The following is a 20,260-nucleotide window of genomic DNA, read 5'->3' as shown; positions in this document are numbered from 1 at the left end:
GGCCAGTTCGCGGGCAAGTCTCGCTCTAACAGCCCCCCTCGACCGCCTACTGGTTATATGCAGTTAATCAGCGTTGTCGGAAGTCACGACGGTGCCGATGGCGGACAGCCGCTGGCTAAAGAAAAAGCACAAACCTGCTCTCTGCCGCCTCGTCATCCAGCGGCTGCTCAGGCTGGAACCCGCATCGCTCAAGGACCTTCATCGAACCGAGATTTTCCTTGAAGACGTAAGCAACCAGTTGCGTAAGTCCCCGACTCCTGGCCTCTTCAATCAGATGCTTCAGCGCCAGTGTTGCCAGCCCTTTCCCACACGCAGCGTGATCAATTCGATAGCCCACTTCGGCGCAACGCGCTGGCAGGTTTATATCCTTCAGATTGGCCCGGCCTATTATTTCTCCACTGACGTCTTCGATAACAAATGGATGCCAGACGCCGAGCGCAAAGTCGGCCAGATAGCCTTGAATATGCTCCGCGACACCCAGTGACGAATAGAACGAAGGATCTCGCGCATCAATGTGAGATTCAAACCAGTCACGATTACGGAGTTCAAATGCCAGCAGCGAATCAGTGTCGGAACGGTCTAACTGGCGAATTTTAAATGGCTTCATGGGCGACTTTTAACGCTCTGATGAACTTGAAGATAGGCCGTCAGCAACAAGGTCAACTGCTGCTCAAGGCACTCTGTGAAATCAGGCGGCGAGAACCCCTCAAGCATGGCTCGTACCGGCCCGATCACCGCGTGCAAAGAAACTTGCGCGACCAAAGCCGGAGCCTCGAAGTGCGCATCCGCTGCGGTTGCCAGCATGTTGGCGATGGCGGCCACCATGCGCTCGCCGATGCGAGCCATCAGTTCAGCACCGCCCCGCTCCGCCGCAATCGCGTAAAGCGCTTTCGAAGCCGTTGGGTTTCGCAGCTTTACGACCAGAAACGCCGAGACAAAGCCCGCGGCCATTTCAGCAACAGCCTTACCGTGATAACGGGCACAAGCCAGCTCCACCGTTTCGACGACTTCCAGCAGATGCTTTTCGAGCACCGCTGCCAGCAGCGCGTCGCGATTCGGATAGTACTGATAGACGCTGCCCACCGACATTCCGGCTCGCTCGGCAACCCGCGTGGTCGTGCAGCGAGTCAGCCCGTATTGCGTCAAAACCTGAAGGGTCGCGGTGTGAAGTGCATCTACCGTTGCGACGGATCTGGCTTGAACGGCTGATTTTCTTGGCTTTAGTGAAGCTTTGGGAGTGCTCATGGAATGCGAATTCAAAACCTGAAGGTTCCTTCATATCATAGTTTTTTCCTCAACGAAGCAAGAGCGATAGATATGACGGTGTTAAACAAAAGCGACACGTTCAATCTCGGCGACCGCCAAGTGAAGCGAATCGGTTACGGCGCGATGCAGTTGGCTGGCCCCGGCGTATTTGGTCCGCCAAAGGATCGTCAAGCCGCGTTGGCAGTCTTGCGTGAGGCTGTCGACTCTGGCGTAAACCACATCGACACCAGCGACTTTTACGGGCCGCACATCACCAACCAGATCATTCGCGAGGCACTGCATCCGTATCGAGACGACCTCACCATCGTCACCAAAATCGGCGGCCGTCGTGGAACCGACGGTGCCTGGCTTCCAGCCTCCTCAAAGCAAGAGCTGACGCAGGCGGTGCATGACAACTTGCGCAATCTTGGCCTGAACGTGCTGGATGTTGTGAACGTGCGGATCATGTTCAATGCAATGGGAACAGCTGAAGGGTCGATCGAAGAACAATTGACCGCAGTTGCAGAACTGCAGCAGCAGGGGCTGATTCGCCACATCGGCATCAGCAACGTCACACCGACGCAAGTCGCCGAGGCGCGAAAGCTGGTCAAGTTCGTTTGCGTACAAAATCTCTACAACATTGCCCAGCAGCACGACAACGCTATGATCGACGAGTTGGCCCGTGACGGCATCGCCTACGTGCCGTTTTTCCCGTTGGGTGGATTCACACCGATTCAGTCGTCTGCACTGTCGACGATTGCACAGCGACTGGACGTGACGCCAAAGCAGTTGGCGCTGGCATGGCTGCTACGTCGGTCATCCAACATTCTGCTGATCCCCGGCACCTCCTCGGTGACTCACCTGCTTGAAAACCTCACAGTGAGCGAACTGGACCTATCGGATGAGGTTATGGCTGAACTGAATGCAATCGCAGGTTGAGCAACATCAATCATTCACCGACTCGATCCGCCTGCTGATCCACTCATGGCTGTAGGCGAGAACCCGCCACGTCATTGCGGTGGGGAAATGGATGAAGCCATGTGCGCAAGCAGGCACTCTCTGCAACTCAACGTCCGCAGACTTCGTCCATCGCTCCGCCATCTCCACGGTGTCGTCCAGAAGCGGGTCCAGCTCACCGGCGAACATCAGCGCTGGAGGTAAACCTTCAAGGTCGCCATACAAGGGCGACAATGGCGGCACGCGGCGCTCCTCGTCGCTCAGACCGGGTGTAAGCAGGCGCAGTGCTTCGACCATACCGGGACCGTCCAGGACCAGCGTTTCTGGCCCGGCGGCGCGTACGCTGGCCGTGCCGCTCAAGTCATAAACGCCGTAGTAAAGGACCGCCCCGCTCACCCGGCGAAGTAAATCGGGCCAGGCCTTGAGCCGTAAAAGCGTCGCGGCTGCGAGATGCCCACCCGCCGATTCACCGACAATGATCACAGGCAAATCCGCAAACTCTTTGCAGGCACCGCTCAATAACCAGCGCGCCGCCGAAAGACAGTCCTCCATCAGGCCTTCAACAGGCGTCGACACGGCGAGTCGGTAGTCCACCGAAACCACCACCACATCACACGCATTGACCATGGCCACGTTGAGGTCGTCATTCATCTGCGCATTGCCGATCACCCACCCTCCACCATGGATATCAAACACCACGCCTCGGGCTTTACCTTTGGGCCGCAAGATCCGTACGGGTACCGATAAACCGTCGACACCAACCAAACGCTTTTCAGCCAGCAGCCCCTGTTTGGCCAGCTTGTTTGCGCCGCCGATTTGCCCTGCGCGCAGCAGTGTCTGAATAACCCGGGGCGTCAGGCGGTTGCGGATTCGAAAACGCGGCAACCAGCCGAGCTTTTTGTTGAAACGCTGCATTTCTGCGACTTCATGCTCGCTAAAAGGCTCAAGCTCGTGGATATCCAAAATTTTGCCCCTCGCCAACATAATAAGTTTCGGTTTAAACCATCCTGCGGATCATTCAATAGAACGCCGGATCTGTTACGAGTGCAGCGCACTCTCAAGAAACTCGATGAACGCTCGTACCTTCGCATTCAATGCCGACCGTTCCGTGACACAGGCGTAAATATCCATCGGTTCAGACTCTGCAAAGGCATCGCTACGATTGCCTGATTCGAACAAGGGCAGCAAGCGCCTGCTGTCGATCAGCGGTTGCGCAATGAAGCTTGCCAGGCGGGCTATGCCACCGCTGTTCAGGGCAATCTGGGTAAGCATGTCGATGTCATCACAAACAAAAACCGGATTGACCTTCGCCTCGAAACGTTTGCCGCTCCGTATGAAATTCCACGGCAGAAAACGTCCGTCAGTGGGGTAGCGAAACACCAGGCAGGCGTGCTCTTTCAGTTCTTCCGGGGTGGCGGGCACGCCCGCCCGGTCGAGGTAGGCAGGCGATGCGCAGAACACGAATGGGAGTGACGTGATACGTCGCACGACCAACTGATCGTTCAATTGCGCCTCAATACGAATGCTGACGTCTACACCTTCCAGACGATGATCGACACGCCGATCAGCACTGATCAGCTCGACGCTGATGCGCGGGTACGCCGCCTTGAACGCAGGCATGAGTGGCGCCAGCACATGCCGACCAAACGCTGCCGTCGTCGCAATCCGCAGCGGCCCCTGAGGTTCGGTAGCGACGGCGGCAGCCTGAGAAGCCAGTTCGATATCGCGTGGTATGTGGCGCACTTTTTCGTAGTACCGCGTACCGCTTTCAGTCAGCGCCATCCTGCGTGTGGTGCGAGAAAGCAACTGCGTGCCCAAATGCTTTTCCAGCCGGGTAATGCTCTGGCTCACCGCTGCCGCACTCATACCCTGGGCTCTGGCCGCTGCGGCAATGCTGCCAACCTCAACGACGCGAATGAACGTATTGATCAACCCCAGAATATCCATCGAACTCCCAGCGCTCCATTCGTTGATTTTACTTAACAGTGATTCAAGCATTACGCGGCTACCGGCACATGCAGCAGCTTGTTAGGTTAGCGGCTCCTGCGAAACCCACTCTTGACGAGGTTAACCGATGACTGCCGGAAGTACCCAGAACACCTTACGCCTACGCTTCCCAAAACGCGCCACGCCTTATGTGTTTGCACTCTACATGGCGACCATCATGGCGTTTCTCATGTGCCTGGTGATTACCCTGGCTGAATTTGGTTTTGATGGGCATTACATGAGTAATGTGATGAATGCGTATCGAGTGGCGATGCCATCTGCGTTCATCTGCGTGCTCGTGGTACGCCCGATGGTCGCCCGGCTGGTGGCGTGGACCGTACACGGGCATTGAAGAGGCACGCGGCATACGGTGACGACGCGAGATCCACTTGCAACCGCTCACCTGTGGGAGATTGGGCGGATGTCCAACTTACGGAGCGCATGCCACACCTGTGGGAGCCGAGCTTGCTCGCGATGAACGATGACGCGGTCAGGCTGCGATCCCGCAATGTCGAGGGACCGCACGTCCACGTGTTATCGCCGACCTTCAATGACCATCCGCACCGCCAGCCCCATGAGTACCGTGCCCATCAACCAGCGCTGTACGACCTGCCAGAACGGCCTGCCCACGAAAAGCGCCGCAATTGAACCCGCCATAATCGCAATCATCGCGTTAACGCTCACGCTGATGACAATTTGCGTAAAGCCCAGCACCAACGATTGCAGCAGAACGCTGCCATGCCCGGGGTCAATGAACTGGGGCAGTAGCGATAAATACATGACTGCCACTTTGGGGTTCAGCAGGTTGGTGACGAAGCCCATCATGAACAGCTTGCGCGGGCTGTCTTTTGGCAGGTCTTTGACTTGAAACGGCGAGCGGCCACCCGGCTTGACCGCCTGCCACGCCAGATACGCCAGATACAACGCGCCGCCCACTCGCAATGCGTCATACGCATAAGGCACCGCCATGACCAAAGCAGTTATACCCAGGGCCGCCAACACCATATAAACAACGAAACCCAGTGCAACGCCGCCCAGTGAAATCAACCCGGCCGTACGCCCCTGACAGATTGAGCGTGAGATCAGGTAAATCATATTCGGCCCGGGGGTCAGTACCATCCCGAGTGAAATCAGACCATAGGCCAACAGGCTGGACAGTTCGGGCATGGTATAGCTCCTGGAATCACTGGCATTCGGCTGGGCCGGTTCTCGGAGGCAAGAGTAAAGTGCAGGAACGAAAGGCGTTAGATACAGATTCAGGAACAAAACGTCATACACAGTGCAGCAATATTCACATCGATACTTAATTGGTAACCTCTGTGCCTCTCGAACAAGGACAGCTCGTAATGATTACCTGCCATGTGAAGTATCTGATCGACCCGTACCAAATCCCTGCCTTTGAAATCTATTCCCGCTTATGGATCCGCCTGGTGACGCGCATGGGCGGTTTGCACCATGGCTATTTCCTGCCTGCCGAAGGCGCAAACAACATCGCCTATTGCCTGTTCAGCTTCCAAAGCCTTGCGGACTATGAGCGCTATCGCAAAGAAGCCGAAACCGATGCTGAATGCATCGAAGCGGTGGCACAGGCAGTCGAGAAGAAATTCATTGTCAGCTACGAGCGCAGTTTTATGCGCCCCGTGCTTGATTGATATGTCCACCCACGGCGAACCTCGAATGCTCATTGTCTTCAGCGGCCTTCCCGGCACAGGTAAAACGACGATCGCACGTGAACTCGTTCGCCGAACACAGGCGGTATATCTGCGTATTGATTCAATTGAACAGGCTATCCGTAACTCCGGCGAGCTTGCCCAAGATATCGGGACTGTCGGCTACCGGGTCGCGAATGAGCTTGCGCTGGGCAACCTTCAACTTGGCCAATCAGTCATCGTTGATTGCGTTAACCCGGTGCTGGAAAGCCGAAACGCCTGGAGAGACATTGCCACAAGCGTTGGCGCTCAGTTGGTGAATATTCAGGTGGTGTGCTCCGACAAACAGGAACACCAGCGCCGGGTTGAAAGCAGGAAAAGTGATATTCCGGGCCTGACTCCGCCCGGTTGGCAGTCGGTGCTGGACCACGAATATGAAGCGTGGGATGAGACGCTGCTTACTGTCGACACAGCGCTAATGTCTTCGACCGAGGCCGTCACGATAATCACCGAGCGATTTCTGTCAGGGTTTAGTGGTCGCTAAAGCAACTGACTACAGCCAATCAGCCCAGAGCCTCTCAATAAGGAACGTATACATGCTGACAGGACAATGCCTCTGTGCAAGCGTGGTTTTTACCCTCAAAACAGAGCCGCTGTATTTCTACCGATGCCACTGTTCTCTCTGCCGTAAACAAACAGGCACGGGTTACAACTGCGCGACCATTGTTCCGCAATCCACTTTCCAGTGGGAAGCGGGACAGTCAGAAATCAGCTCTTGGGTTAAACCCAGCGGTTACAGAAATGACTTCTGCAAACAGTGCGGTTCGACAGTACCGAATGCCTTGCGTGGCTCGCCGTACATATGGATTCCCTTGGGTCTTCTGGAATCGCAAGCTCACGCCATGGAATGCGTTGGCGACTACTGCCTGAGCGACGCAATGCAGTGGGACACGGTGAAGTCGGACAACACGTTTGACGGAGCTACCGAATCTTTAGCGTCACTGCTTGCGGCTTTGCGAGTTGGCTGCTGATAGCATTCTTTATGGGAGGTCTTCATGTCGCCACCTGTTTTAGCCGCAGCCCAATGCACCATTCTTGCGGGCGATATCAGTGCCAATCTGAACCTCCACATGGAGTTCATGCGGCAAGCAAATGAACACGGGGTGGATCTTCTAGTCTTTCCCGAATTATCGCTTACGGGATATGAACCCACTCTGGCTGAAACTCTGGCGCAAGATCTGGATAGCCCACTGCTGTTGCCCTTGCGACAACTCGCACGCGATATCACCATGACCGCCATAGTAGGTTTACCGCTGCGTCTGCCAAGCCTCAAAAAACCGTTAATCGCGGCCGTCATACTCCACTGCGATGGCTCGGTCGGGGTCTACACCAAACAGCATTTACACTCTGGCGAAGAACAGTATTTCAGTGCCGGCAACGGGGGCGACTTGATAAGCATCTCTGGCTTACCCGTCGCGCTTTCGGTGTGCGCCGACTTCAGCCATCCGGAACATCCATCGGCAGCCGCCAAACAAGGCGCGCAGGTTTATGCCTCAAGCGTGCTTATTGGTGAAGCAGGTTACCCAAAAGACAGCTCACTGTTGCAAAGTTATGCGCGACGTCATGGCATGGCCGTGCTCATGGCCAACCATGGCGGGCCTACAGGTGGATGGACAGCGGCTGGGCGAAGCGCGTTTTGGAATGAGCAAGGCACATGCGTTGCTTCCACGGCCGGTGTGGGAAATTGCTTGCTGGTGGTTTCCAGACACCCCCATGGCTGGCAAGGTTTCGAAACCCCGGTCGAGTGCATTGCCCCTTCGCGTGTATAAAAAATGTGCCAACAGTACCGTTAATTTTTACGGGCAACTGTCCATGCTGTATGGAAAACGCTCAGGCAGGAACACTCTGACGAACATAGTAATGATCAAACTCGCCACTCTCTAAACACTGAAAACCATGGCGCAGGTAAAACCGATTCGACGCGCTCTCTTTAAGCGCGCCGACTTTAATCGGAAGCCCGGCGGCATCTGCCTCTTTGAAGATCACCGACAGCACCGCTGAGCCTATGCCCGAGCCCTGCGCGCTCAGTTTCAGATAAAAGTGATCAAGCACCCACTCATGCTCGTGCCGCTTGACCACGACAAAACCAACCCGCTCTCCAGACACTTCGATATAGCGTGTATTACGCGCATCGAAACCACTGACAAAGCGCTCGCGAGCACGCACCGGATCAAAGCGCCCTACCCGCTCCAGACTTTCGCGCATCGCTTCAATCCGGATGGCGACCAGGTCGTCGAGGTCGGTTTGTTGGGTCGGGGCCAATGTCACGTGAGAATTGAAGCAAGATGTATTGGGCATACTTCCTCTACTCTGAGAACCATGGTGGATTCAGTAAGCAGGGATTGTAAGTATGACCACGAATCACGCCACTAACTTTTAACCACTCCTGCCTGCTCTAACACCCGAATCTCCTCCTCGCTATACCCCAACTGGCTCAGCAGCTCAGTCGAATGGCTGCCAAGTTCAGGCACGTTAAGGCGCGTGCCGAAACGCTGGCCATTCATTTCGAACGGCAACATCGGCACTTTTACAGCGGTGCCGTCGTCGGCCGTCAGCGCCGCCATGCCGCCCGACTCATTCAGGTGCCTATCCTCAAACAGATCCTCTGGACGCTGGATCGGCGAGAACGGAAGGCCTGCGGCTTCGCAGCGCTCCATCACTTCTACCTTACTCATGCCGCCCAGGCACTGACTCACCTGCGGCAGAAGGTCGTCGCGCGCCTGCACCCGCTGGTTATTCAGGGCCAGCGTAGGGTCTACGGCCCACTCGTTGAAACCGAAGGCCTTGCAGAAACTTTGCCATTGGCCGTCGCTGACGACCCCGAGGAAAACCTGTTCATCGTCGGCGGTGGTGAATACATCGTAGATCGCCCAGGCCGAGACCCGGTTGGGCATCGGCGCGGCGGCCTTGCCCGTGACGACTTTTTGCATCATGTGCTGCGCCACGAGGAAGGCCGAGTTTTCAAACAGGCCGGTCTGCACAAACTGGCCCAGGCCGGTAGCGTTACGCTGATGCAACGCGGCCAGGATTGAAATAGCGCTGAACATGCCACCCATCACATCATTTACCGAGGCGCCCGCCCGCAAAGGCCGCCCCACCGGGCCAGTCATGTAAGCAAGGCCGGTCATCATCTGCACCACTTCATCCAGCGCTGTGCGTTGATCGTAAGGGCCGGGCAAAAAACCTTTCATCGAGCTATAGATGATGGAAGGCTTGATCGCCTTGACCTGCTCATAACCCAGCGCCAGTTTTTCCATGGCACCGGGTCGAAAGTTTTCGGTGACCACATCGGCACTGGCGATGAGCTTGCGGACGGCCAACATCCCCTCTTCGGTTTTCATGTCGACGGCAAAGCTTTTTTTATTGCGGTTATAGGTCATCCAGTAGCCTGCGCCGGAACCTCGCAAGCGGCGGGTGTTGTCGCCAGCAGGGGCCGGTTCAACCTTGATCACCTCTGCACCGAGGTCAGCCAGTACCAAACCGCAGGTCGGCCCCATGACCATGTGCACAAACTCGATCACACGGATGCCTGCCAGTGGCAGCGCCTTTTCATCAGTCGACTGCATGTCATTGGTCCTTTGCGTAACGAAAATTCTTGCCCACACCGGCATCAGGGATGAATCCATAAAGCGGCTCCCCCGGCAGGCCCTTGTGCAGCCATTCGCGCGCGGCGACCAGACGATCAATATCAACGCCAGTGCGCAGGCCCATGGATTCCAGCAGGTAAACCAGGTCTTCAGTGACGATGTTTCCCGAAGCGCCGGGTGCATAGGGACAGCCGCCCAACCCACCCTGAGAAGCGTCAATCGTGGTCACGCCGACATCCAGCGCGGCCACGACATTCGCCAGCCCCTGCCCCCGGGTGTTATGAAAGTGGGCACTGCCCGCGACAGGCCCCAGCTCATGACGCAACCGGGTGAACAATTGACGTACCTGAGCCGGATTGGCATAGCCCACCGTATCGGCCAGCCCCACCTCATCGACCCCGAGACCGGCCATGGTGAGGGCCATCCGAATGACGTCATCGGCTGGCACAACACCTTGCAGCGTGCAGCCGAATACGGTGGAGAGCCCCGCCTCAATCTGGATGTGCGGGTACTGTTGATCACGTAACGCGACGACAGAGCGGACTTCTTCAATCACCTGCGCATGCGTCTTGCGGATGTTTGCCAACGAGTGCGGTTCGCTGACCGAAATCGGCAGGGTGATCTTTTGCACCCCGGAATCGAACGCTGCCTGCGCGCCTTTGAGATTGGGCACCAGAGCGGTGACAAACAGCCCGGGCAAGGTTCGCGCATGAGCGACCAGTTGTGCCGCATCAGCCATTTGTGGAAGCAGTTTCGGCGAAACGAACGAACCGATCTCGATCTCACGCAAACCGGACGCTGAGAGTGCCGTGAGCCATTCGATTTTGAGCGCGGTAGGCATGCTCGCCTTGACGCTTTGCAGCCCGTCGCGGGGGCCGACCTCACTGATCAAAATATCTATGTCGTGATTGTTGTGCATGAAGTGACCTCGGGTGCAGACCGCCGACACTGAGCCAGCGGCCGTGACTTAATGAAGGATGGAAAGCGCGCCGATCAGCAGCGACATCACAAACATCACGCCGACCGTGCCCACCGACCATTTGAAAGAAATGCGCTGGTTGTTCGCATAGTCGACATCCAGCAAGCCGCACAGCAGATACGTCGATGCCACCAGCGGACTCAGCACATGAACCGGTTGACCGATAAGTCCAGCGACGGCCATTTCCATAGGTCCGATGCCGTAATGGCTGGCGGTGTCGGCAAGGATTGGCAGGATGCCGAAGTAGAATGCGTCGTTAGTCAGTACATAAGTGCCAGGCATGCTGATCAGCGCGGTGATCAATGACATGTACTGCCCCGCCCATTGCGGAATGACATAAATCAGACTTTCGGAAATAGCCTTGATCATGCCGGTACCGGTCATGATGCCGACGAAAATACCGGCGGCAAAAATCAGCAGGGAGACCAGCATCACGTTGCCCGCATGGCGTGAGACAAGGGCCTTCTGGTCTTCGATTTTTGGAAAATTGACGACTGCGCCAATGCCGAACGCGAGCATGAACAGAATCGGCAGCGGCAATACACTCATGACCATGCACGTGATCAGAGCAGTCGTCAGCACGGCGTTAAACGCAAAGCGCCAGTCGCCCGGTGCCGACTCCTTGAAGTGATCCATGCCCTCGCCTTCGCGTAACTCGATCACGCCCAGACGACGCTTCTCCATGCGGCCCAGCAGAAACGCAACAAACACCACCCACACCAGGGCGGCGAGCATCATCGGCAGCATTTCCATGAACAGGTCGGCAACGTCCACGTGCATGGCGCTGGCGGCACGAGAAAACGGCCCGGCCCAGGGCAGCATGTTCATCACGCCATTGCTGAGCAACAACACCGTCGCCATGACTTGCAGGCGAATCCCTGTGCGCCGGTACAGCGGTAGCAGCGCGGCAGTGGTGATGATGTAGGTCGTCGCACCGTCGCCATCCAGGCCAACGCAGATACCGAGAATGGCGCTGCCAATCACGATCTTCTGCGGATCGCCCTTGACCACTTTCAGGATCATTTTGACCAGCGGGTTGAACAGCCCGGCATCGGTCATCATCGAAAAGTACAGGATCGCAAAGGTCAGCATGATCCCGGTCGGTGCGAGCATCTTCACGCCGTCGATCATCATCGGGCCAAGCCCTGCGGCGAAACCACCGATACAGGCAAACACCACGGGCACCAGCATCAACGCCACCAACGGCGAGAGACGGCGGCTCATGACCAGATACATGAAGCAAGTGATCATCGTATAGCTGAGGATCGTCAGCATGGGTTCCCTCTTTTTTTTAGTTTTATCTGGGTGACTTTTTACAAATGCGAAGCGCCAGCTACCGGCATGGATAGCCCGTGCAGTGGTTTACGAGAGTCAGTGCAAGGTGCTCAGACCGGCAGACCTTTGGCACGCAGCAGTGCGTCGAAGCGTTCCGGGTCGGCAGTGCCGAGCCGATTGGTTTCGCGGATCGCGGCCTCGCGCTCAAGGTGGGCGATGGCTTTGGGCAGCAGTGCCGCGACATCTGCCTGCGGCACTGCGAGTACGCCGTCAGCATCGCCCAGCATCAAATCGCCGGGCATGACGCAGAGCCCTGCGCAGGCTATCGGCACATTGATTTCGCCGGGGCCGTCCTTGCTCGGGCCGCGGTGCGTGTGGCCCGCCGCGAACACCGGCAGGATGCCTTCGGCCAGTTCTTCGAGATCACGAACCGCGCCGTCGATGACAATGCCGCCAAGCCTGACCCGCAATGCCGTGGTACGGACAAGACCACCGATCACCGCCTGGCTCACGTCACCCGCGCCATCAATGACCAGCACATCGCCGGGTTGAACCATCATCAAAGCCTTGTGCACCATCAGGTTGTCACCGGGACGCACGCGCAGCGTGAACGCCGGGCCACACAACTTGAGCGACAGATCGCCGTGATAAACGTGCAGGCCTCTGGCGCCGATGCCGCGCCCCAGACAATCCCCCGCAACTGCCACCGGGACGCTGCGGAACGCCTCGATCAGGTCAGCGCCAAGGTTGCCGTTACGCGGATTGATGCGGTAGCCGGTTGGCCAGTCATTGAGAGCAGAAGCGGTCATGGTAAATCTCCGGTCAAAGGGGAAGCAGGTCAGCGTTGACGCACGACGTACGAGGCACAGGCTTGCCGTCGAGGAAATCCAGTACGTTGTTCGCAGCATCCCGAGCCATTGCGGCCAGTGCCGCCGGGGTAGAACCGCCGACATGAGGGGTCAGCACAACGTTGCCCAGATCCAATAAAGGGCTGCTGGACGGCAAAGGTTCGATGGCCATGGTGTCCAGACCTGCCGCGTACAACTGGCCGCTGCGCAGTGCCTGGACCAGAGCGGCTTCGTCGACCACCTCGCCGCGCGCGGTATTGATCAACAGCGCGCCTTCGGGAAGCATTGCCAGTTCGGCAGCGCCAATGAGGTTGCGGGTTTGTGCAGTGAGCGGCACATGCAGGCTCAACACATGACTTTCGCTGAGCAACGCTGCCAATGAGTCGACGGCCACAGCGCCCAGCAGGTCGCTGTCGGCTTTAAGAAACGGATCGTAAACCCGCACCGGCATACCGAGCGCCTGGCACACCGTCGCGACTTTGCGCGCCACTTGACCAAAACCGACCAGGCCCAGCGTACGCCCTCTCAGCTCCAGACCATTCTGCGCACGGGACCAGCGACCGGCGCGGATCTCGCTGTCCATCCAGCTGACTTTGCGCGCCGCAGCGAACATCAGGGCCAGGGTCATCTCACACACCGATTGCGCGTTGGCACCGGGCGTGACATAGACCGGAACGCCACGGGCTGTCGCCGCAGCAACATCGATATTGCTGACGCCAACGCCGTGTTTGGAAATGACTTTCAGGGTCGGGCATGCGCCGATCGCCTGTTCACTGAGGTCGAAAGTCCGCGAGATCACTGCATCAATCGGTTCGCTAGCCATCAGCCGTTCGATGTCAGCAACTTCCTGCCCTGCGCTGACAAACAGCACTCGACAGCCGCGTTGCATGAGGATGTTCAGTCCGGCTGGAGCCAGACGCTCAGCGGTGACAAGAATGGTGTAGGTCATGGAGGACGCCTTGTTTTCATTATTGGCATCGGTTCAGACATCGTCAGGCGACATCCACCGTTATGGCATCCATGGTTAACCTATTCTTCGTATAAATCTATTTCCGCTTTTTTATTCAACTATGAATTTAATTGATGTAATTACCCACGACTCACCCTCGCTGGGGTAATGGGTAACACTCGGATAAAAGGCTCAGGTCAGATCGGAATGATCGGTGAACAATGCCGTGCCTTCGCGCTTGAGCAGATCGACGACGTAAGCGGTGGGTGGCGAGACATAAGCCTCGCGGCGCATCACCAGGCCGAAGCTGCGCTTCATGGTGGTTTCTGCCAGCGGTACCTCGCGCAAATGCGCGCCAATTTTGCCCACGCCGAGGTTATGCCTGGAAATGAAACTCAGCAGAGGGGTGTGAGCAATCAGCCGCGGCATCATGTTGATGGAGTTGGTCTGGATCTGAATCTGCGGCGTGTCCAGTTGGTGATTGAAAAACGTATTGTCCAGCCAGCGCCGTGTGGCCACCGTTGGCGCCGCCAGCACCCAGCGCCATTCGCACAGATCCGCCATGACAATCGGGCGCTCGAACAAGGCATGGTCGGCGCTGGCAACCACCACGACTTCATCCTGCAGCAGCGCGAAGGTTTCGAACTGGGCCACATCCACCGCCGACAATGGACAGATCAGCAGATCCAGCTGCCCGGTTCGCAACGAATTAAGCAACATGTCGTTCTGACCGGTGACAAGTTCCAGCGTCAGATCCGGGGCAGTGTCCAGTAAGAGCGACACCAGGCTCGGCAACAAATATTCCGCAGCCGTCGGGCCGCAACCGAGGCGTACATTGCCCACCGTACCTTTGGCAAAGTCCTGAATTTCCCGACGGGTTTCCTGCACGCCCTGACGCAGAAGCCGGGCACGCATCAGCAGCAGTTCACCCGCTGGAGTAAGCCGCATGCGCCGCCCCTCACGAAAAAACAACGCAGTGCCGAGGGTCTCTTCCAGTCGCTGAATGCTTTTTGAAAGCGCAGGCTGGGTGCGATGCAGCCTTTCACCCGCGCGCCCCAGGTTGCCCAGATCAGCGATGGTTTCGAAATAGTAGAGGTCGCGTAAATCCATCAATACACATCCACATGGCGTTAGGTCTCTGCGCTATCCGGATTGCGTGAACCGGGTAACGAGCGCTGCATGATGGCCGGTGTATCGCCGCGATACGAGAGGAAAATCCATGGCGGGGCTTTACTGCCAAGAGATCGAGGGTTTTCTTGCGGTCAGTCTGAGTGTGCGTCCGCTCGACCAGGAGAGGCCTGTTGCGCGGACGCTTTTCAGATACGCGGACTGCTTACTTGCTCAGTTTCCTTGAAAGAAATTCGCGGATGTACTCAGCAACTTCCACCGTATGGGTTTCCAGTGCGAAGTGGCCCGCGTCCAGCAGATGCACTTCAGCTGTCGGGATATCTTTACGATAAGCCTCAGCACCCGGCGGGATAAACGCAGGGTCGTGCTTGCCCCACACGGCCAGCAGCGGCGGTTGGTGCTTGCGAAAGTACGCCTGAAACGCCGGGTATGCCGCTACGTTGGTGCGGTAGTCGAGAATCAGGTCCAGCTGAATGTCTTCCGCGCCCGGCCGCGCCATGTACAGGATGTCGAGGTTGTAGCCGTCTGGTGACAGCTTCTGCGGATCAGATCCTGTCCCGTACTGCCAGTCACGAATCGTTTCCGGCGACAACGAAGGGCGGCAGGCCTCGCGGTTGGCGGCCGAGGGATCACGCCAGTAGGCTTGCCACGGGCCCCATTGATCGCTGAAACCCTCCAGATAAGCATTGCCGTTCTGGCTGATGATTGCCGTCACTTTTTCCGGGTTCGCAGCGGCAAGACGCAAGCCGGTTGGCGCACCGTAATCGAAGATGTACAGCGCATATTTCTTCAGCCCCAAGGCCTCGGTAAAGCCTTCGATCACCCTGTAGAGGTTTTCGAAGCTGTAATCGAATTGCCCTCGCGGCGGCGCTTTGGTGTTTCCGAAACCCGGTAAATCCGGTGCGATGAGGCGGTACTGGTTTGCCAGCAATGGCATGAGGTCGCGGAACATGTGGCTGGCGCTCGGGAAGCCGTGCAGCAGCAGGAGCACCGGCGCGTCTTCGCGGCCTGCAGCGCGATAGAAGACCTCTACATCACCGACTTTCTGCGTGTGAAACGTGACACGGAAGTTATCGTCGAGCGGCATAGTGCTTTCCCCTGTTGTTGGTCCTTTGCTGGCCGCACTCACAAGAGATGCGCCGATAGCAGACGCTGCGCCTACCGCAGATGCCTGCAAAACTTTACGCCGACTGATGCCGAACGCTGGATCGTAATGGTTCATGACAAGACCCTGTTTTGAATGAATTGAGATCAATGCTATTCCTTGCGCCAAATGCACAGAATCACCGTAAAACTCAATTCACCATTTCTATTTCTGCAATGCTGGTAGCATTCCCGTCACACTCGCTACGCTGCAGGCAGGACATGGACCGAATTCAGGAAATGACAGTGTTCGCCGCCCTGGCCGACCAGACCAGCTTCGCCGGAGTCGCGCGACACTTTGGGCTGTCCACCGCTACGGTGACCCGGGCAGTCGCCAGCCTGGAGAGTCGTCTGGGGGTGTTGCTGGTGGTGCGCAACACTCGCAACATGCGTCTCACTGAAGCCGGGCAACGCTTTGCCGTTGACTGCCATCGTTTGCTGGCCGACCTTGATGAAGCGGAAAACGCAGCGGGCGGTTTGCACGCACTGCCTGGCGGCTTGCTGACCGTTACCGCACCTCAAATGTTTGGCGCGCTGCATGTCACACCGGTTCTAACGCGTTTTCTCAGCCGATATCCGGCAATAGAAGTTCGCGCGATTCTGGTTGATCGGGTGGTGTCGATGCTGGATGAAGGGGTTGATGTCGCCGTGCGCATCGGCCCCCTGCCCGATTCCTCGTTGACGGCAATTCCCGTGGGCAGCGTGCGGCGCATGGTTTGCGCCTCCCCCGCCTACCTTGCTGAACATGGCACGCCACAGCATCCGGACGACTTGCGCCACCACTCGACCATCTCGACCTCCGCATCAGAACGAGCACCTCAGTGGCAATTTCGAGTTGATGGCCACGACTACTCAGTGGACGTCGGCTCAAGGCTTAGCCTTACATCATTCCAGGCTGCCATCGGCGCAGCTGTGCAGGATTGGGGGCTGACCCAAGTGCCGTATTACCAGATACGCGAGCACCTGAGGGACGGAAAACTGGCCTGCGTGCTGGAAGCATTCGAGATCGAACCTGAGCCGGTTCACGTGGTGTATCTGGAGGGGCGACGCGGCTCGTCCAAAGTGCGCTCGTTTGTGGACTTCTGTGTCGAGGCATTGCGCCAGGATCTGCGGTTTGAAGAAGGTGGGGCTTAACAGAGCTGGCTCCCTTCCCGCATCACGCCCTGCGCAAACACCGAACCGGTAGGACCGAACTCATTCGGGAAGGCGGTATGCCTATCGACGCAAATCCAGCGGATGTATCGGCCTATTCCCGGATAAATCCGGTCCCGTGTCTCATGCGTTCAGCAACCGCGCCAACTCACGCGCGGCTTGTTTTGCCTGCGCCCGAGTGAGCGCTGCAAAGCCCAGGACAAACGCAGGTTCAAGCTTGATCTGACGGCACGATTGCCTAAGAGGCTGCAACGCCAGGCCCAATTGCCCGGCGCGCTCGATCAACGCGTGCTCATCCTGATCGGGTGCCAGCCAGAGAATCAGATGAAACCCCGCATGCTCACCACTGATTCGATAACGCCCCGGCGCTTCAGCCCTCAAGGTTTCAAGCACGATGTCGCGTAACGTCTGGTACTCCATACGGGCGCGACGCAGATGCCGCAAGAAGGCCGAACCCCGCATGAAATCCGCCAACCCCAACTGCTCAGACACCCCGACACTACGACCCACCGTATGCCACAGCGCCAGGATCCGGCTGTGCAACTCCGGCGGCGCCAGCAAATAACCCAGCCTGAGATTGGAAAACAACGCCTGATTGAAACTGCCGCAGTAAACCACCCGCTGCATCGAATCGATGGACTTCAGGGCTGGCAGCGGCGCGCTTTGATAGTTGAACTCACTGTCGTAATCGTCTTCGATGATCCACGCGTTTTGCCGTTGCGCCCAGTCCAGCAACTCCATACGCCGGGTCGCGGACATGATCACCCCAAGTGGCGACTGATGGGCTGGCGTCACGTAGGCCAGTCGTGTTTTCGCGGTATCGGGTATGCCGCGTAAATCAATGCCCTCCTGATCAATCGGCGCATACACCAGGCTCGCGCCTGCCTCCTCGAAAATCCGATGCACTGCCGCGTATCCGGGATCTTCCACGCAAACATGATCCCCAGCCGCCAGCACGCAGCGCGCCACCATATCGATGCCGTGCCGAATGCCATTGGTGATGAGCAACTGGTCAGGCTGACAATCAATACCTCGATGATTACGCAGATAACGCGCGATCTGCTCACGCAAAACCAGCGCTCCCTGCGGCTCGACGCTGCACATCTGCTTAGGCTGCATCGCGGCCATTGCCCGTTGCAGATGCGCGGCCCATTGTGCGGGTTCGAGGAGTCGAGGGTTGGCCAGCCTCGCCACGAAAGGCACGTCAACCTGTGCGCGATATTCCAGAACCTGCCCTGCCGGTTTCTTTGTCATGGCGGCTGAAACAGGCGTCGCCATTCGCGTAGCGCTGACGGCCTTCAAGTAGCTGTCCGGAATGACCGCACTGACGCGGCTGCCGGACCCCACCTGCCGGACGATATAGCCCTCAAGCTGCAAACGCTCGAAGACGCTCTCCAGCGTCCCCCGCGCGATGCCCCAGCGTTGTGACAGATCACGCGTGGACGGCAAACGATCAGCCGCCTGCAGCAGGCCACTCAATATCCCGTCGCGTATCGCCAGGTAAGCTCGCTCCTGCTTGGTGACTGCCTCGCCGTAAGCAGGCAATGGGAGCTCCATCGCGAGGGTAACTTTACCTTTGCTCATAATGGTCCATACCAGATTCACTTATATGGCCCTGCCGACTGAGCCACTTACGCCCTAGTGTAGCGACATCTCTTTCACGAGTTCAGCTCGGGGTTCGCCATGTCGCTCACAGACTACTTTCTATTCGCCCTCATAGCCGTCGTTCAGGTCGGCTCGCCAGGCCCTTCAACGATCTTCCTGATCAACAACGCACTCATCTACGGCCCGGCCCGAGCGGTCTGGATACTGACCGGCGATTTGCTGGCAATCTCCGTACTCGCCAGTTGCTCGCTGCTGGGTATCGATGCACTACTGCTAGCAAACCCCGGCGTGTTCATGGCCGTAAAAGTTGCAGGTGCTGCGTATCTGGTGTGGCTAGGTATCCAGCAACTCCGAATAAGCAGAAGCTCACGCGCCAAAACCCCACAGCCTGCGCCTGCCGAAAGCATGCGTTCACTGTGGGGCAAATCCTTCGTGGTCGGCATCAGCAATCCAAAAGCGATTCTGTTCTTCTCGTCACTGTTACCGCAGTTTGTCGGCACCCCACAGGACGCCAACCTCGCCGCACTGCTCAGCCTGATATTGCTGTTTGTGCTGATCAAGTTTCTGGTGTCGGGAGGGTATGCACTCACGGCCAGGAAAATGGCGGAGAAGCTGGCCAGACCGGGCGCGGCGGTTTGGGGCAAACGAGTTACCGGAATTGTGCTGGTGACGTTTGGGGTGGTGATGGGGGTTGAGGCTTTTGAGTGAGCCTCCAGGTGACCGGTCTGCGGTTACCCCGCCCCAGCGACTAGGCTAGACGAAACCCAAATGACCTTTTCCCGAAGACCGTTTCGTAACGCTACCCTTGGAGCCCTGTCTATGACCAACACTCAACCGCTAACCATCGCGTTATTACTGGGCTCCGTGCGCAGTGACCGTCAAGGCATCAAAGCCGCACGCCTGCTCTTGGGCGCCCTTGAGGAGCGCGGCCACGAGGCGGTCCTCGTCGACCCCATGGTGACGCGCCTCCCTCTGCTGGACCGCATGTACAAGGAATATCCAACCGGCCAAGCGCCGGCAGAACTGGAACAACTCGCCACTCTCTATCGCCGCGCGGATGGATTTCTGCTCGTCAGCGCCGAATACAACCACGGCGTCCCACCGGCACTGAAAAACCTGCTCGACCATTTTCTGGAGGAGTACTTCTGGCGACCTTCGGCGATTACCTGCTATTCAGCGGGAGGTTTTGGCGGCGTTCGAGCAGCGATGCAACTGCGCATGATCCTGGGAGAGTTGGGCATGCCGAGTATCCCCAGCCTGTTTTCAATCCCCCGCATCGCAGACGCCTTGGCGGATAACGGTCAACCTACAGAGGCGCACACGTTGAAACAGATGAACCGGTTTCTCGACGAGTTCGAATGGTATGCGCGGGCGTTGAGGGGGCAGAGGGCCAAGGGGACGCCTTATTGAAAGTGCGCCTCTTGGGAGGGATCGTGCGGTTGAATCGCAGTGGATCTTAAACTTCGCTATCGTTTTCCTCAGGTAGCTGATGGTGCAATCCGCACACGAGGGTGCCCCTCGACCGCTTCGCAGCTTTTGACAGCTCCCATTAAAAATGCAACTTAAAAGATTTGGAATACTTTTTACTGTAGGAGTGAGCTTGCTCGCGATTGCGTCAGTTCCGGCGATAAAATTGTCGCCCCACAGACCGAAAAGCGAGCAAGCTCACACCTAAAGGGAGCGATTTTTTCCACTCC

The 20,260-nt window shown here is 57.5% G+C and carries 23 protein-coding genes; 9 read left to right on the top strand and 14 right to left on the bottom strand.

The genetic code is table 11. The annotated features are described in order from the left end of the window. Positions 1–115: 115 nt before the first annotated feature. Both ACYASS_RS03265 and ACYASS_RS03260 read right to left on the bottom strand, forming a co-directional pair. The gene (locus ACYASS_RS03265) at positions 116–607 is read right to left on the bottom strand and encodes a GNAT family N-acetyltransferase (RefSeq protein ID WP_463585067.1); all 492 of its coding nucleotides are present in this window, start codon (positions 605–607) and stop codon (positions 116–118) included. After that, positions 604–1,245, bottom strand: a complete 642-nt coding sequence (locus tag ACYASS_RS03260) for a TetR/AcrR family transcriptional regulator (RefSeq protein WP_463585066.1) — start codon at positions 1,243–1,245, stop codon at positions 604–606. Before ACYASS_RS03260 ends, ACYASS_RS03265 begins: the two co-directional genes overlap by 4 nt. A gap of 72 nt (positions 1,246–1,317) precedes the next feature. Between ACYASS_RS03260 and ACYASS_RS03255 the strand changes: the two genes are divergently transcribed. Further along, complete coding sequence (locus ACYASS_RS03255; RefSeq protein ID WP_463585065.1) at positions 1,318–2,184, top strand: aldo/keto reductase family oxidoreductase; 867 nt, start codon at positions 1,318–1,320, stop codon at positions 2,182–2,184. A 6-nt stretch (positions 2,185–2,190) separates the two neighbouring features. Here ACYASS_RS03255 and ACYASS_RS03250 read toward each other — a convergent pair whose 3' ends face one another. Together ACYASS_RS03250 and ACYASS_RS03245 are read right to left on the bottom strand one after the other, a co-directional pair. Then, positions 2,191–3,165 (bottom strand): alpha/beta hydrolase, encoded by a 975-nt coding sequence (locus ACYASS_RS03250; protein ID WP_463585064.1) that lies wholly within the window; start codon positions 3,163–3,165, stop codon positions 2,191–2,193. Positions 3,166–3,240: 75 nt separating this feature from the next. Continuing rightward, positions 3,241–4,149 (bottom strand): LysR family transcriptional regulator, encoded by a 909-nt coding sequence (locus ACYASS_RS03245; protein ID WP_463585198.1) that lies wholly within the window; start codon positions 4,147–4,149, stop codon positions 3,241–3,243. Between the two features lie 127 nt (positions 4,150–4,276). Between ACYASS_RS03245 and ACYASS_RS03240 the strand changes: the two genes are divergently transcribed. Next, the gene (locus ACYASS_RS03240) at positions 4,277–4,540 is read left to right on the top strand and encodes a DUF2798 domain-containing protein (protein WP_243246012.1); all 264 of its coding nucleotides are present in this window, start codon (positions 4,277–4,279) and stop codon (positions 4,538–4,540) included. A gap of 182 nt (positions 4,541–4,722) precedes the next feature. On the opposite strand, the gene ACYASS_RS03235 is transcribed toward ACYASS_RS03240, so the two are convergent. Further along, on the bottom strand, positions 4,723–5,355 hold the full coding sequence (locus ACYASS_RS03235; RefSeq protein ID WP_463585063.1) for a LysE family translocator: 633 nt from the start codon (positions 5,353–5,355) through the stop codon (positions 4,723–4,725). A 179-nt stretch (positions 5,356–5,534) separates the two neighbouring features. Between ACYASS_RS03235 and ACYASS_RS03230 the strand changes: the two genes are divergently transcribed. The 4 genes from ACYASS_RS03230 to ACYASS_RS03215 are packed head-to-tail and all read left to right on the top strand — an operon-like array spanning position 5,535 to position 7,666. Next, on the top strand, positions 5,535–5,840 hold the full coding sequence (locus ACYASS_RS03230; RefSeq protein WP_243246015.1) for an NIPSNAP family protein: 306 nt from the start codon (positions 5,535–5,537) through the stop codon (positions 5,838–5,840). A 25-nt stretch (positions 5,841–5,865) separates the two neighbouring features. Next, positions 5,866–6,381 (top strand): P-loop nucleotide/nucleoside kinase family protein, encoded by a 516-nt coding sequence (locus ACYASS_RS03225; protein ID WP_463585062.1) that lies wholly within the window; start codon positions 5,866–5,868, stop codon positions 6,379–6,381. Positions 6,382–6,433: 52 nt separating this feature from the next. After that, positions 6,434–6,868 carry a GFA family protein gene (locus ACYASS_RS03220; RefSeq protein ID WP_463585061.1) on the top strand — a complete coding sequence of 145 codons (435 nt, stop codon included), beginning with the start codon at positions 6,434–6,436 and terminating at the stop codon, positions 6,866–6,868. A gap of 24 nt (positions 6,869–6,892) precedes the next feature. Next, entirely contained in the window at positions 6,893–7,666 is a 774-nt protein-coding gene (locus ACYASS_RS03215; protein WP_463585060.1) for a carbon-nitrogen hydrolase family protein, read from the top strand. Positions 7,667–7,727: 61 nt separating this feature from the next. Here ACYASS_RS03215 and ACYASS_RS03210 read toward each other — a convergent pair whose 3' ends face one another. The 8 genes from ACYASS_RS03210 to ACYASS_RS03175 all read right to left on the bottom strand — a co-directional run bounded on the left by ACYASS_RS03210 (position 7,728) and on the right by ACYASS_RS03175 (position 15,750). After that, positions 7,728–8,195 (bottom strand): GNAT family N-acetyltransferase, encoded by a 468-nt coding sequence (locus ACYASS_RS03210; RefSeq protein WP_463585059.1) that lies wholly within the window; start codon positions 8,193–8,195, stop codon positions 7,728–7,730. A gap of 71 nt (positions 8,196–8,266) precedes the next feature. Next, positions 8,267–9,463 (bottom strand): CaiB/BaiF CoA transferase family protein, encoded by a 1,197-nt coding sequence (locus ACYASS_RS03205; RefSeq protein WP_463585058.1) that lies wholly within the window; start codon positions 9,461–9,463, stop codon positions 8,267–8,269. 1 nt (position 9,464) lies between these two features. Next, entirely contained in the window at positions 9,465–10,403 is a 939-nt protein-coding gene (locus tag ACYASS_RS03200) for a hydroxymethylglutaryl-CoA lyase (RefSeq protein WP_463585057.1), read from the bottom strand. A 48-nt stretch (positions 10,404–10,451) separates the two neighbouring features. After that, positions 10,452–11,738, bottom strand: a complete 1,287-nt coding sequence (locus tag ACYASS_RS03195; RefSeq protein WP_463585056.1) for a CitMHS family transporter — start codon at positions 11,736–11,738, stop codon at positions 10,452–10,454. Between the two features lie 110 nt (positions 11,739–11,848). Further along, the gene (locus ACYASS_RS03190; RefSeq protein WP_243246028.1) at positions 11,849–12,547 is read right to left on the bottom strand and encodes an RraA family protein; all 699 of its coding nucleotides are present in this window, start codon (positions 12,545–12,547) and stop codon (positions 11,849–11,851) included. Positions 12,548–12,560: 13 nt separating this feature from the next. After that, on the bottom strand, positions 12,561–13,535 hold the full coding sequence (locus ACYASS_RS03185; RefSeq protein ID WP_463585055.1) for a hydroxyacid dehydrogenase: 975 nt from the start codon (positions 13,533–13,535) through the stop codon (positions 12,561–12,563). Between the two features lie 192 nt (positions 13,536–13,727). Then, the gene (locus ACYASS_RS03180; RefSeq protein WP_463585054.1) at positions 13,728–14,645 is read right to left on the bottom strand and encodes a LysR family transcriptional regulator; all 918 of its coding nucleotides are present in this window, start codon (positions 14,643–14,645) and stop codon (positions 13,728–13,730) included. Positions 14,646–14,868: 223 nt separating this feature from the next. Next, on the bottom strand, positions 14,869–15,750 hold the full coding sequence (locus tag ACYASS_RS03175; RefSeq protein ID WP_463585197.1) for an alpha/beta fold hydrolase: 882 nt from the start codon (positions 15,748–15,750) through the stop codon (positions 14,869–14,871). Positions 15,751–16,028: 278 nt separating this feature from the next. Between ACYASS_RS03175 and ACYASS_RS03170 the strand changes: the two genes are divergently transcribed. After that, a complete protein-coding gene (locus tag ACYASS_RS03170; protein WP_463585053.1) occupies positions 16,029–16,940 on the top strand; it encodes a LysR family transcriptional regulator in 912 nt (303 codons plus the stop codon). Positions 16,941–17,081: 141 nt separating this feature from the next. On the opposite strand, the gene pdxR is transcribed toward ACYASS_RS03170, so the two are convergent. After that, positions 17,082–18,542: a MocR-like pyridoxine biosynthesis transcription factor PdxR gene (pdxR, locus tag ACYASS_RS03165; protein ID WP_463585052.1), complete on the bottom strand. Its 1,461-nt coding sequence runs from the start codon at positions 18,540–18,542 to the stop codon at positions 17,082–17,084. Between the two features lie 99 nt (positions 18,543–18,641). Between pdxR and ACYASS_RS03160 the strand changes: the two genes are divergently transcribed. After that, positions 18,642–19,271: a LysE family translocator gene (locus tag ACYASS_RS03160; RefSeq protein ID WP_463585051.1), complete on the top strand. Its 630-nt coding sequence runs from the start codon at positions 18,642–18,644 to the stop codon at positions 19,269–19,271. Between the two features lie 111 nt (positions 19,272–19,382). Then, positions 19,383–19,973, top strand: a complete 591-nt coding sequence (locus ACYASS_RS03155; RefSeq protein ID WP_463585050.1) for an NADPH-dependent FMN reductase — start codon at positions 19,383–19,385, stop codon at positions 19,971–19,973. Positions 19,974–20,260: the final 287 nt, after the last annotated feature.

The organism is Pseudomonas sp. HP_14 (assembly GCF_055283875.1).
Note: the sequence above shows the minus strand (reverse complement) of the source record. Positions and strands in the feature narration are given on the sequence as shown.

Bases quoted from the DNA above. Each gene is read 5' to 3' on its own strand.
- ACYASS_RS03255 (WP_463585065.1), top strand. From the start codon at position 1,318: ATGACGGTGTTAAACAAAAGCGACACGTTCAATCTCGGCGACCGCCAA.
- ACYASS_RS03205 (WP_463585058.1), bottom strand. From the start codon at position 9,463: ATGCAGTCGACTGATGAAAAGGCGCTGCCACTGGCAGGCATCCGTGTG.
- ACYASS_RS03260 (WP_463585066.1), bottom strand. From the start codon at position 1,245: ATGAGCACTCCCAAAGCTTCACTAAAGCCAAGAAAATCAGCCGTTCAA.
- ACYASS_RS03225 (WP_463585062.1), top strand. From the start codon at position 5,866: ATGCTCATTGTCTTCAGCGGCCTTCCCGGCACAGGTAAAACGACGATC.
- ACYASS_RS03195 (WP_463585056.1), bottom strand. From the start codon at position 11,738: ATGCTGACGATCCTCAGCTATACGATGATCACTTGCTTCATGTATCTG.
- ACYASS_RS03240 (WP_243246012.1), top strand. From the start codon at position 4,277: ATGACTGCCGGAAGTACCCAGAACACCTTACGCCTACGCTTCCCAAAA.
- ACYASS_RS03200 (WP_463585057.1), bottom strand. From the start codon at position 10,403: ATGCACAACAATCACGACATAGATATTTTGATCAGTGAGGTCGGCCCC.
- pdxR (WP_463585052.1), bottom strand. From the start codon at position 18,542: ATGAGCAAAGGTAAAGTTACCCTCGCGATGGAGCTCCCATTGCCTGCT.
- ACYASS_RS03190 (WP_243246028.1), bottom strand. From the start codon at position 12,547: ATGACCGCTTCTGCTCTCAATGACTGGCCAACCGGCTACCGCATCAAT.
- ACYASS_RS03215 (WP_463585060.1), top strand. From the start codon at position 6,893: ATGTCGCCACCTGTTTTAGCCGCAGCCCAATGCACCATTCTTGCGGGC.
- ACYASS_RS03210 (WP_463585059.1), bottom strand. From the start codon at position 8,195: ATGCCCAATACATCTTGCTTCAATTCTCACGTGACATTGGCCCCGACC.
- ACYASS_RS03265 (WP_463585067.1), bottom strand. From the start codon at position 607: ATGAAGCCATTTAAAATTCGCCAGTTAGACCGTTCCGACACTGATTCG.
- ACYASS_RS03230 (WP_243246015.1), top strand. From the start codon at position 5,535: ATGATTACCTGCCATGTGAAGTATCTGATCGACCCGTACCAAATCCCT.
- ACYASS_RS03185 (WP_463585055.1), bottom strand. From the start codon at position 13,535: ATGACCTACACCATTCTTGTCACCGCTGAGCGTCTGGCTCCAGCCGGA.
- ACYASS_RS03155 (WP_463585050.1), top strand. From the start codon at position 19,383: ATGACCAACACTCAACCGCTAACCATCGCGTTATTACTGGGCTCCGTG.
- ACYASS_RS03160 (WP_463585051.1), top strand. From the start codon at position 18,642: ATGTCGCTCACAGACTACTTTCTATTCGCCCTCATAGCCGTCGTTCAG.
- ACYASS_RS03170 (WP_463585053.1), top strand. From the start codon at position 16,029: ATGGACCGAATTCAGGAAATGACAGTGTTCGCCGCCCTGGCCGACCAG.
- ACYASS_RS03220 (WP_463585061.1), top strand. From the start codon at position 6,434: ATGCTGACAGGACAATGCCTCTGTGCAAGCGTGGTTTTTACCCTCAAA.
- ACYASS_RS03180 (WP_463585054.1), bottom strand. From the start codon at position 14,645: ATGGATTTACGCGACCTCTACTATTTCGAAACCATCGCTGATCTGGGC.
- ACYASS_RS03235 (WP_463585063.1), bottom strand. From the start codon at position 5,355: ATGCCCGAACTGTCCAGCCTGTTGGCCTATGGTCTGATTTCACTCGGG.
- ACYASS_RS03245 (WP_463585198.1), bottom strand. From the start codon at position 4,149: ATGGATATTCTGGGGTTGATCAATACGTTCATTCGCGTCGTTGAGGTT.
- ACYASS_RS03175 (WP_463585197.1), bottom strand. From the start codon at position 15,750: ATGCCGCTCGACGATAACTTCCGTGTCACGTTTCACACGCAGAAAGTC.